Consider the following 11,010-nt stretch of genomic DNA (forward strand, 5'->3'; position numbering starts at 1 on the left):
AGGGCGCCATGAGCTCGGCGGTCAGGCTCGTTCGTCGACCGCCGAACGCCAGGAGCGCACGTAACTTGTCCAGAGTGGATCGGCCGACGGTTCGGTCCTTTCGCCTCTGCCTTGCGGTGTCCCCTGGTCCGACGCCAGCAAGGCGGCGCCGATGCTGGTGCCTGTCGCAGCCTCGGAGGCAATGACGGCGCGTGCCGTCGCTGCAGCCAGCATGCGGGTGAACAGTCGGTTGCGGGCGATGGGTCCTTCGACGATGGTTGACCCCTCGCCGCCGATCAGATCGAGGCAGGTCGCGGTCATCAGCGCCAGGTAGAACGAGATGGCGACAAAGCGCTGGCCGGCCGTTATACCTTCGGCGTTGAGCCACCCTGCGGCGTAGTGCGGAAACGGCCCCGAACCCTGTTGGGTCGAAGGCAATAGGGACGTCTTGCGCGCGAGCACCGTGGCAATATCGTCTTCCGTCCAGTCTTCCGATTGGCCTTCGGTCAGCAGGGAAAACTCGCGGCCACCCATGAAGCGCGCCGAAGGCACGGGATCGCCGAGTGCGTTGACATTGACCAGCGTGTCGCGGGCCGGATCGAGCGCGACCTTGCTGCAGCCGACCGCCATCGAGACCACCCAGGTGCCGGTCGAGACAACGGAGAAGGGCGGCTTGTCGGACAGGAGATGCGGCAGCAGCGAGGCGTTGGAATCGTGCAGGCCGCAATACACCGGCGTTTGCGGATCGAGGCCGGTTTGCCGCGCCAGAGCGGGCAGGATCGGGCCCAAGCGGTCCTTGGCCTGCCGCACCGGCGCCATTAGCCGGCGCCATTGCAGCCGGTCGACAAGTGAGGAAAAATCCGCTTTCCACGGGTTCCACAGATCGGTGTGGCAGCCGAGCGAAGTCACCTCGCTGGCGGCGACGCCGGTCAGGCGCAAGGCCCAGTATTGCGGATACATCAGCATCGCGGCGGTTCTGGCGAAATCCGCCGGAAAGCGCTTCTGCTGCCAAAACAGCTGCGCGCCGAGATTGAGGCCGGCCGGCAGGCGTGGCGTGCCGGTCTCGAAGAATGCCGGACGGATCGTGTCATAGTCCCCGGCAAGGGCATCCGGCCCGTCGAATTCGTAGTCGAGCACCGGCAGCGCCAGCTCGCCTGATGCGTCGACCAGCACGGCCGTTGCGCCATGCGTGGTGATCGATATCGCATCGATGCGCTGCTCGCGATCGATCTCGGCCAGGCTGCCGAGGATAAACGCCCATAACCGCTCGACGTCATGGTGCGGGTACTGGCCTTGCCGAACCGGCTCGTTCGCCACCGTGCGCAGGGCCACTTCGCTCGATGTGGCGAGATCGACCAGCGCCACCTTGGCGTTGGTCTTGCCGATATCGATAACGGCGACGTGGCGGGTCATTCCATATGGAACATTGTTTCCAGCGGCACCGCCACCGGCTCGTTGTTCGGCTTGGTTTCCATGATGTCGGCCATCTCGGCCCACCAACGCTGCATCACCGGATGCTTCCGCAATTCGTCCATACCGTGGTCATCGCGTCGCCACAGCACGCCGAACAGTATGTTGGTCTCCTCGTCGAGATGGATCGAATAATCGGAGATACCGGCCTGTTTCAGCAACGCGACGAGTGACGGCCAGATGTCATCGTGGCGCCTCTTGTATTCGGCCTTCATGCCCGGATTGAGCTTCATTTTGAACGCGTATTTCTCGGGCATCAGGCAAAGCGCTCCCGCCGCACGCGCCGCCACAGGATCGGCAGCGCGATGACGATGATCAGCAGCAGGCCGATGAAGATCGACATGACGATCCCGGGCACGTTGAGCAGGCCGAGGCCGAAGGTCACCAGTCCCATGATGAAGGCCGCCAGCACCACGCCCAAAATGCTGCCGGCGCCGCCCAGGATGCTGACGCCGCCGAGCACCACCATGGTGATGACTTCGAGCTCGTAGCCCTGCGCGATGGACGGCCGGGTCGAGCCGAGCCGCGATGTGATCAGCACCGAGGCGATGCCCGCCATCAGTCCGGTCAGGCAAAACAGGATGAATTTGATGCGGCCGACGCGTACGCCGGAAAACTGCGCCGCGACCGGGTTGTTGCCGATGGCAAAGACCCGGCGGCCGAAGCTCGTGCGGTGCAGAAGGAACCAGTAGACGACTGCCCCGATCAGGAACAGCGTCAGTTCGAACGACACGACCCACCAGACATAGCCCTGGCCGAAGAAGGCGAAACTCGCGGGGTAGCCCTTATAGGCACGGTCGCCCAGGATGATGAAGGCAATGCCGCGAAACAGGCTCATCGTGCCGATTGTGACGACGATCGACGGCAAGCCGAGCCTGGTGACGAGCAGGCCGTTGAAGGCGCCGCAGCCGAGCCCGACGACGAGGCCGATTGCCACCAGCGCAGGTGTGCCGGCGCCGGCCTGCACCGCCATGCCCATCATCGTTGACGCCAGCGCAATGATGGCGGCGACCGACAGGTCGATTTCGCCGGAGATGATCAGCAGCGCCATGGCCAGCGCAATCAGCGCCTTTTCGGTGAAGTTGAAGGTCAGGTCCGACAGCGACCACGCGTCGAGGAAATAGGGCGAGGCAAAACTGTTGACGGCAAAAATGGCGACCGCGACAACGACCAGCAGCGCCTCCCAGGAGAAGACCGCCGCAGTGAATGGCTTGTCGAGCCGATCGGGAATGTGGCGTGGAGCAGGGGTGTCGGTCATGCCGCTTCCGCCTTCTTGAGAATGATGCGGCCTTGCCGGCGTTCGCCGCGTGCGTTGAGCACTACGGCCAGGATGATGGCGCTGCCTGAAATCGCCATCTGCCAGAAGGGTGAGATGTTGATGACCGGCAGCGCGTTGGAGATGATGCCAAGGAACAGCGCACCGAGCACCGCGCCGCCGACCGAGCCGATGCCGCCGGCGATTGAGATGCCGCCGATGACGCAGGCGGCGATGATGTTGAGCTCATAGCCATTGGCGACCTCGACCGAGGCGATGACGTAGCGCGAGATCCAGAGATAGCCGCAGAGGCCGCCGATCATCCCCGAGATGCAGAAGACGATGAATTTCGTCCGGCCGACATCGATGCCGGCATAGACCGATGCCGTCGGGTTGACGCCGATGGCGTAGATCGAGCGGCCGAGCGCGGTGCGCGTCATCACGAGGAAAAACAATGCAATGACAAGGAGGGCGATCCAGGACAGCACCGGAATGCCGAGGAAAGCCGCGCGCTGCAGCCCGATGAAATCAGCGCTCATCTGGTCGGCATTGACCCAGGCGCCGCCTGATATGACGAAGGTGGCGCCGCGGTAGATGGTGAGCGTGCCGAGCGTAACCACGATCGAGGGAATGTTCAGCCGCCATACCAGCAGGCCGTTGATGGCGCCGAGCACGAGCCCGACCAGAAGTGCGATGACGATCAGCAGCGGGATCGGGATCGCCGGATGCGCGGCGTTCAGCATCGCCACCACCATGCCGGTTAAGCAGAGATTGGAAGCCATCGACAGGTCGATCGAGCGGGTCAGGATGACGACCATCTGGCCGAGCGCCAGGATCATCAGGATCGACGTGTCGTTGAACACCTGGCGCAGATTGGCCGGATCGGCAAAACCTGGAAACCGCGTGGAGATCAGCCCGATCAGCACGACGATGGCCGCCAGCAGCCAGACCTCGCGATATCTGAGAAAAGCCTTCATGCCGTGATCCCCGCTGCCGTCCTGACCAGTGTTTCGGCGTCGAGCCCCTTATTGTCGTAGACTGCGGCAATGCGGCCCTCGCGCATGACGACGACGCGGTCGGACATGCCGAGGATTTCCGGCAGTTCGGACGACACCATGATCACCGACAGGCCTTGCGCGACGAGCTCGGCCATGAAGCCGTGCACGGCCGCCTTCGAGCCGATGTCGATGCCCTTGGTAGGCTCGTCCAGGATGATCACCTTGGGCGCGGTCGCCAGCCATTTGGCGATGACGATCTTCTGCTGGTTGCCGCCCGACAGCGTGCCGACGTCCTGGCTGAGCGAGGAAGCCCGCAGGTCGAGCCGCTCGGTATAGGCGCGGGCCAGGGCGAACTCTTCCGCCAGCCGCAACATGCCGGACTTGGAGGTACGCTTGAGCGAGGGCAGCGAGACATTCTGGAAGATCGGCAGGCCGATCACCACACCTTGCTTGCCGCGCTCCTCCGGCACGTAGACGATGCCGGCATTGATCGAATCCGCCGCCGACTTCGGCGCGATTGCCTTACCCTCCAGCGTGATCGTGCCTCCGCTGGTGCGGGTGATGCCTGATATCGCCTGCATCACCTCGCTGCGCCCGGCGCCGACAAGGCCGTAGAAGCCGAGGATTTCGCCCCTGTGCAGCTCGAAGCCTATGTCGTCGAACTCGGTCGGGTGCGATAGGCCGGAGACGGCCAGTACCGGCGCGCCGATCTCGGCCTTGCGCTGCGGAAAGATGTGATCGACCGAGCGGCCGACCATCATGCGCACGATCTGGCTCTGGCCGGCGTCCTTGATCAGGCCTTCGCCGACCATCTCGCCGTCGCGGAACACGGTATAGCGGTCGGCGATGCGGTAGATCTCATCGAATTTGTGGCTGATGAACAGGATCGCCTTGCCGTCGCTCTTGAGGAATTCGATCAGCAGGAAAAGCTCTTCGATCTCCTTCATCGAAAGCGCTGCCGTCGGCTCGTCCATGATGACGATCCGCGCGTCGATCGACATGGCGCGGGCAACGGCGACGAGGTGCTTGTTGGCGATGCCGAGATCCCTCAGCCTGGCGTCGGCGTCGATATGGCCGGCGCCCATCGTGTCGAGCACCTCGCGGGCATTCTTGCGCATGGTGCGCCAGTCGATGGTTTTGAAACGCGTGCGCGGCGCATGGCCGAGAAAGATGTTTTCGGCCACCGTCAGGTCGTCGAACAGCACGGTTTCCTGGTGGATGGCGGTGATGCCATGCCCGAACGCGGCGTGGGCGCTGGGCAGTGTGACCGGCTGGCCGTCGATGCTGATCGTGCCAGCATCAGGCTGGTAGATGCCGGTCATGATCTTGACCAGCGTCGACTTGCCGGCGCCGTTTTCGCCGATCAGCGCGGTTACCTGGCCGGGATAGAGCGACAGGCCGACATCATGCAGCGCCCGCACGCCGGGAAAGCTTTTCGAGATGCCGGACAGCGTCAGGCGCGGCCCGGGAGACAAAGGCGCTCTCTTCGCCACTTCGTGCTGGGCTGTCGTGTCCATAATCGTATCAAGCCCTGAAACAAGGTTCGTTTGAAAGCGCGGCGGGACCTGAGCTCCGCCGCACCGTTTCGAAGGCTCCAGGATCAATAGATCTTGGAGAACTTTTCGATGTTCGACTTGTCGAACTGGAAGGGCGGAGCCATCGCAGCCGAGTTGGTGTCGTCGAGCGTGACTTTGCCGACACGGCCTATCGACAGCGTAGCACCGGGCTTCGCCTCTTCCTTCTTCACCGCCAGGTCATGGGCGAGGTACACTGCGGAATAGCCGAGATCGATCGGGTTCCACAGCGCAACCGCCTGGCTGGCGCCATTGTCGATGAACTTCTTGAACTCCGACGGCAGCGCCAGGCCGGTGACGTTGACCTTGCCGATCAGGCCTTCGTCGGTCACCACCTGAGCGGCGGCAACGACGCCGACCGTGGTCGGTGCGATGATCGCCTTGAGGTTCGGGTAGGACTTCAGCAGACCCTTGGCCTCGTCCGTGCTCTTGGCCGAGTCGTCGTCGCCGTAGACGGTGGCGACGAGCTTGATCTTGGGGAACTTCTCCGGCAGCACCTTCTTGGCCGCGTCGATCCAGGCATTCTGGTTGGTCGCGGTCGAAGAAGCCGACAGGATGGCGACATCGCCGCCCTCCGGCAGGTAGTCGGCGGCAAGCTTGATGATGGTCTCGCCGATCAGGTTGGTGTCGGAGGGGTTGAGGTGAAGCTGGCGTCCTTCCGGCGCGACGCCTGAATCCCACGAGATGACGGTAATGCCGCGCTCCATTGCCTTCTTCAGCACCGGCACCAGCGCGTCGGCGTCGTTCGCCGAAATGGCGATGGCGTTGACCTTCTGTGCGATCAGCGAATTGACCACTTCGATCTGCGCTTCGGCGGTCGCCTTGGTCGGGCCGGTGTAGATGATGTCGACATCGCCGAGCTCCTTGGCCGCCTCTTCGGCGCCCTTGTTGGCGGCGTCGAAGAAGCCGTTGCCGAGCGACTTCACCACCAGCGCGATCTTGACGTTTTCGGCGTAGGCGGCATTCACGAACATGGCGGCGGAGAACGCCGCCGTAACCATCAATTTCTTCAGAAAGCTCATCGAATATCCTCCCTTGAGCGTTGCATTCCATCGCCGCTGCGGGCGTGAGTGTTTCTCAGGCCTGCAGCGAAGATTCTTCCTTATTGCCCAGCGTTGTGCGGGCGACGATCAGCGTCACGCCGGCGGTCTCCAGCATCTTGGCCTCGCGATCCTCGATGCCGTCGTCGGTGATCACCGTGGCGATGCGCGACAGGCCGCACAGGATCAGGCTCGAGCGTTTGCGGAACTTCGAGGAATCGACCAGCACCACCAGTTCGTCTGCCTGGTCGATCAGCTTCTGCTCTGCCTGGATCAGCAGCGGGTCGCCTTCCATAAGACCGAGCGGCCCCAGCCCTTGCGCGCCCATGAACATGCGGCGCGCGTAGAAATTGCGCGTCACGTCATTGTCGAACGGCGACAGGATGATGTTCTGCTCGCGGTAGATGGTGCCGCCCGACAGCATCACCGTGTTCTTGGAGTGCCTGAGCAAGTGCTCGGCGATCGGGAAGGAATTGGTGAAGATCGGCATGCGGCGGCCGGTCAGGAAATGCACCATCTGGAAGGTGGTGGTGCCGCCATTGATGATGATCGGCTCGCCATCCTTGCACAGTTCCACGGCTTCCCGCGCGATTGCCCGCTTCTGCGAGGCGTTGATGGTCTCGTTGACGGAAAAGGGCCGGCCGGCAAGGCCGATGAATTGCGGCGGCGAGAGCGCCTCGGCGCCGCCGCGCACCCGGCGCAGGCGCTTTTGCACATGCAATGCCGCGATGTCGCGCCGGATCGTCGCCTCGGACGATTCCGTCAGGTCGACCATCTCCTGCACCGTCACCACAGGCTTTTCCTGGACGGCGGACAGAATGATCCTGTGGCGCTCTTTCTCGTGCATGGTTCCTCCCTGCCTGAGCATCTAGGCACCCAAAGCGCGCAGTGTCAATCATTTCCGATCAGATAATTTCATTGTGCAGTGCAATATGATTGATGTTGATCGTTTGTGATTGACAAGACGGCCGCTTGCGTAGAAATTCGCACAAAAGGGACCCGCGCCGTTTGCGTGTCCCAAAGGGAGGATACCTATGCTCGACAAGCGCTCCGGCACGCGCCTCGCCAATCTTTGGGATGACGCAAAAGCGCAAGCAATGAGCGAGCCCGAACGTCTGGTCTATCGCTCGAATGTTCTTGGCTCCGACAAGCGCGTCACCAATTATGGCGGCGGCAACACCTCCTCCAAGATCTGGCAAAAGGATCCGCTCACCGGCGAGAGCGTGGAAGTGCTGTGGGTCAAGGGCTCGGGCGGCGACAGCGCCTCGATCAAGCTCGACGGCTTCGCCACGCTCTACATGGACAAATTGCGGGCGCTGAAAGGTCTGTATCGCGGCCTCGAACATGAGGACGAGATGGTCGGCTATCTGCCCCATTGCACCTTCAACCTCAACCCGCGCACGGCTTCCATCGACACGCCGCTGCATGCCTTCGTGCCGAAGCCTTATGTCGATCATATGCACCCCGATGCCATCATCGCCATTGCCGCCGCCAAGGATTCGCAGGCGCTGACCAAGGAGATCTTCGGCGACACGATCGGCTGGCTGCCATGGAAACGTCCGGGCTTCGAGCTCGGCCTGTGGTTGGAGAAATTCTGCCGCGAAAACCCTGAGGCCAAGGGTGTCGTGCTGGCCAGCCATGGCCTGTTCAGCTGGGGCGACACGCCGAAGGAATGCTACGAGACGACGATCTCGGTGATCAACCAGGCGATCGACTGGTTCGAGCGCAAGAGCCAGGGCAAGCCGATCTTCGGCGGCGAAGTCGTCAAATCGCTCGATGCGCCGGCGCGTCGCGCCGTGGCCGCAAAACTGATGCCGAGGATCCGTGGCCTGATCTCGGAGAACAGCCACAAGCTCGGTCATTTCGATGATTCTCCTGCGGTGCTCGAATTCGTCAATTCCAAGGATTTGCGGCCGCTGGCGGCACTCGGCACGTCCTGCCCGGACCACTTCCTGCGCACCAAGATCCGGCCGCTGGTCATTGAGTTCGACCCCCAAAATCCCGACGTCGATGCGGTCATTGCCCATCTTGCCGACGATGTGGCGGAGTATCGCGTCGGCTATCAGGCTTATTATGACCACTGCAAGCACCCGGATTCGCCGCCGGTGCGCGATCCCAACGCCGTCGTCTATCTGATGCCCGGCGTCGGCATGTTCACCTTCGCCGGCGACAAGGCGACGGCGCGCATATCGGGCGAATTCTACGTCAACGCCATCAACGTTATGCGCGGTGCCTCGACGGTCTCGACCTATGTCGGCCTGCCCGACCAGGAAGCCTTCGACATCGAATACTGGCTGCTCGAAGAGGCAAAGCTGCAGCGCCTGCCGAAACCAAAGGCTCTTGCCGGCCAGATCGCGCTGGTCACGGGCGGCGCCGGCGGCATCGGCCGGGCGACCGCCAACCGGCTGTTGCGCGAAGGCGCCTGCGTCGTGCTGGCCGACATCGACGAGGCAGCCCTTGCCAGCGCCAATGACGAACTGGCGAAAGCCTACGGCAAGGATTTCGTGCGGCCCGTCGTCATCAACGTCACGTCCGAGGATCAGGTGGTCTCCGGTTTTGCCGAGACGGCGGTCGAATTCGGCGGCATCGATATTCTGGTCTCCAATGCCGGCCTGGCCTCCTCGGCGCCGATCGAGGACACTACGCTGGCGCTGTGGAACAAGAACATGGACATTTTGTCGACCGGGTACTTCCTCGTTTCGCGGGAAGCATTCCGGTTGTTCCGGGCGCAAAACATCGGCGGCAACGTCGTCTTCGTCGCCTCCAAGAACGGGCTTGCCGCATCGCCCAACGCCGCCGCCTATTGCACAGCCAAGGCAGCCGAAATCCATCTGGCACGCTGCCTGGCGCTGGAAGGCGCGGAAGCGCAGATCAGGGTCAATGTCGTCAATCCCGACGCCGTGCTGCGCGGCTCGAAGATCTGGACCGGCGAGTGGAAGGAACAGCGCGCCGCCGCCTACAAGATGTCGACCGACGATCTCGAGGAGCATTACCGCTCGCGTTCGATGCTGAAGCGCTCGGTATTCCCCGAAGACATCGCCGAGGCGATCTATTTCTTCGCCTCCGACATGTCGGCAAAATCGACCGGCAACATCATCAACGTCGACGCCGGCAACGCGCAGAGTTTTACGCGATAAGCGACCGTCTTTGAGGGTTGCGCTGCCCCTCATCCGCCTACCGGCACCTTCTCCCCATATAGTGACGGGGAGAAGGGAAGCGCTCCAACGCCGGTGATCCCCCTCTCCCCGTTCTTTACGGGGAGAGGGTAAGGGTGAGGGGCAGCGCCGACCAACGCAAATTGGGAGGAAACCACCATGTCCGAAACCATCATCTCCGCCGACCTCGTCGACAAGCATAATGCCGCGCGCGATGCCGACCTCAAACGCGACTACGAGTCTCTCGGCGAGCGCCTCGACCGCCGCGGCATCGCCATCGATGCCATCCGCGACAAGGTCGAGAAATTCGCCGTTGCCATCCCGTCCTGGGGCGTCGGCACCGGCGGCACCCGCTTTGCCCGCTTTCCCGGCGCCGGCGAGCCGCGCGACATTTTCGACAAGATCGAGGACTGCGCCGTCATCCGGCAGCTGACGCAGGCGACGCCGACCGTCTCGCTGCATATTCCCTGGGACAAGGCCGATCCGAACCGGCTGAAGCAGGCGGCATCCCGCTTCAGCCTCGGCTTCGACGCTATCAACTCCAACACCTTCTCCGACGCCAGGGACCAGAAACTTTCCTATAAATTCGGCTCGCTGTCGCATGCCGATGCAGCAACACGCCGGCAGGCGGTCGAGCACAATCTCGAATGCATCGAGATCGGCAGGACGCTGGGCTCGAAAGCGCTGACGGTGTGGATCGGCGACGGCTCGAATTTTCCCGGCCAGGTCAATTTTGCCAAGGCGTTCGAGCGCTATCTCGACGCGATGAAGGAGATCTATGCCGGACTGCCGGGCGACTGGAAGCTGTTCACCGAGCACAAGATGTACGAGCCGGCCTTCTATTCGACGGTCGTGCAGGATTGGGGCACCAACTACATCATCGCCAAAGAGCTTGGCGACAAGGCGTTCTGCCTGGTCGACCTCGGCCATCACGCCCCCAACGTCAATATCGAGATGATCGTGTCGCGGCTGATCCAGTTCAAGAAACTCGGAGGCTTCCATTTCAACGATTCGAAATATGGCGACGACGACCTCGACGCCGGCTCGATCGATCCCTACCGCCTGTTCCTGGTCTTCAACGAACTGGTCGATGCCGAGCTTGCCGGCGCCGAAGGGTTCGATCCGGCGCACATGCTCGACCAGAGCCACAACGTCACCGATCCGATCGAAAGCCTGATGCTGTCGGCGATAGAGGTGCAGCGCGCCTATGCCCAGGCGCTGCTGGTCGACCGCAGCGCGCTCGAGGGCTTCCAGGACGCCAATGACGCGCTGATGGCGACGCAGACGCTGAAGATAGCCTATCGCACCGATGTCGAGCCGATCCTTGCCATGGCACGGCTCAAGACCGGCGGCGCCATCGATCCGGTCGCCGCCTACCGCGCCGCCGGCTACCGGGCGAAGGTTGCAGCGGAACGGCCGGCGGTGGCGAGCGTCGGCGGCGGGATTGTTTGAAGCTGGGGTGAAAATGAAAAACCCGCCACGAAGGGCGGGTCGTTGGAGCCAATTAGCACCACAGCCGGATTAGTAGCATAGCTGCCG

The 11,010-nt window shown here is 62.7% G+C and carries 9 protein-coding genes; 2 read left to right on the forward strand and 7 right to left on the reverse strand.

All coding sequences use genetic code 11. The features are described from left to right. Positions 1 to 21: 21 nt before the first annotated feature. From E5W70_RS19355 to E5W70_RS19385, 7 genes are all read right to left on the reverse strand, one after another. Positions 22 to 1,392, reverse strand: coding sequence for an FGGY-family carbohydrate kinase (locus E5W70_RS19355; RefSeq protein WP_292660973.1), 1,371 nt, complete (start codon positions 1,390 to 1,392; stop codon positions 22 to 24). Next, positions 1,389 to 1,706, reverse strand: coding sequence for an L-rhamnose mutarotase (rhaM, locus tag E5W70_RS19360; protein WP_292660975.1), 318 nt, complete (start codon positions 1,704 to 1,706; stop codon positions 1,389 to 1,391). The genes E5W70_RS19355 and rhaM overlap by 4 nt, the downstream gene beginning before the upstream one ends. Beyond that, positions 1,706 to 2,707, reverse strand: coding sequence for an ABC transporter permease (locus E5W70_RS19365; protein WP_292660978.1), 1,002 nt, complete (start codon positions 2,705 to 2,707; stop codon positions 1,706 to 1,708). Before E5W70_RS19365 ends, rhaM begins: the two co-directional genes overlap by 1 nt. Continuing rightward, positions 2,704 to 3,681 carry an ABC transporter permease gene (locus E5W70_RS19370; RefSeq protein WP_292660979.1) on the reverse strand — a complete coding sequence of 326 codons (978 nt, stop codon included), beginning with the start codon at positions 3,679 to 3,681 and terminating at the stop codon, positions 2,704 to 2,706. Before E5W70_RS19370 ends, E5W70_RS19365 begins: the two co-directional genes overlap by 4 nt. Then, positions 3,678 to 5,219, reverse strand: a complete 1,542-nt coding sequence (locus E5W70_RS19375) for a sugar ABC transporter ATP-binding protein (RefSeq protein WP_292660982.1) — start codon at positions 5,217 to 5,219, stop codon at positions 3,678 to 3,680. Before E5W70_RS19375 ends, E5W70_RS19370 begins: the two co-directional genes overlap by 4 nt. 83 nt (positions 5,220 to 5,302) lie before the next feature. Continuing rightward, positions 5,303 to 6,298 (reverse strand): rhamnose ABC transporter substrate-binding protein, encoded by a 996-nt coding sequence (rhaS, locus tag E5W70_RS19380; protein ID WP_292660985.1) that lies wholly within the window; start codon positions 6,296 to 6,298, stop codon positions 5,303 to 5,305. A gap of 55 nt (positions 6,299 to 6,353) precedes the next feature. Beyond that, positions 6,354 to 7,163, reverse strand: coding sequence for a DeoR/GlpR family DNA-binding transcription regulator (locus E5W70_RS19385; RefSeq protein ID WP_292660987.1), 810 nt, complete (start codon positions 7,161 to 7,163; stop codon positions 6,354 to 6,356). 187 nt (positions 7,164 to 7,350) lie between these two features. Between E5W70_RS19385 and E5W70_RS19390 the strand changes: the two genes are divergently transcribed. Together E5W70_RS19390 and rhaI are read left to right on the forward strand one after the other, a co-directional pair. After that, a complete protein-coding gene (locus E5W70_RS19390; protein ID WP_292660990.1) occupies positions 7,351 to 9,453 on the forward strand; it encodes a bifunctional rhamnulose-1-phosphate aldolase/short-chain dehydrogenase in 2,103 nt (700 codons plus the stop codon). Between the two features lie 177 nt (positions 9,454 to 9,630). After that, the gene (gene rhaI, locus E5W70_RS19395) at positions 9,631 to 10,923 is read left to right on the forward strand and encodes an L-rhamnose catabolism isomerase (protein ID WP_292660993.1); all 1,293 of its coding nucleotides are present in this window, start codon (positions 9,631 to 9,633) and stop codon (positions 10,921 to 10,923) included. Positions 10,924 to 11,010: the final 87 nt, after the last annotated feature.

Origin of the sequence: Mesorhizobium sp. (assembly GCF_005063415.1) — a bacterium.
Taxonomy (GTDB): Bacteria; Pseudomonadota; Alphaproteobacteria; order Rhizobiales; family Rhizobiaceae; genus Mesorhizobium.

What these genes read in the sequence shown, in the direction of transcription:
- E5W70_RS19355 (WP_292660973.1), bottom strand. Translation starts at nt 1,392, where the DNA reads ATGACCCGCCACGTCGCCGTTATCGATATCGGCAAGACCAACGCCAAG.
- rhaM (WP_292660975.1), bottom strand. Translation starts at nt 1,706, where the DNA reads ATGCCCGAGAAATACGCGTTCAAAATGAAGCTCAATCCGGGCATGAAG.
- rhaS (WP_292660985.1), bottom strand. Translation starts at nt 6,298, where the DNA reads ATGAGCTTTCTGAAGAAATTGATGGTTACGGCGGCGTTCTCCGCCGCC.
- E5W70_RS19365 (WP_292660978.1), bottom strand. Translation starts at nt 2,707, where the DNA reads ATGACCGACACCCCTGCTCCACGCCACATTCCCGATCGGCTCGACAAG.
- E5W70_RS19370 (WP_292660979.1), bottom strand. Translation starts at nt 3,681, where the DNA reads ATGAAGGCTTTTCTCAGATATCGCGAGGTCTGGCTGCTGGCGGCCATC.
- E5W70_RS19390 (WP_292660990.1), top strand. Translation starts at nt 7,351, where the DNA reads ATGCTCGACAAGCGCTCCGGCACGCGCCTCGCCAATCTTTGGGATGAC.
- rhaI (WP_292660993.1), top strand. Translation starts at nt 9,631, where the DNA reads ATGTCCGAAACCATCATCTCCGCCGACCTCGTCGACAAGCATAATGCC.
- E5W70_RS19375 (WP_292660982.1), bottom strand. Translation starts at nt 5,219, where the DNA reads ATGGACACGACAGCCCAGCACGAAGTGGCGAAGAGAGCGCCTTTGTCT.
- E5W70_RS19385 (WP_292660987.1), bottom strand. Translation starts at nt 7,163, where the DNA reads ATGCACGAGAAAGAGCGCCACAGGATCATTCTGTCCGCCGTCCAGGAA.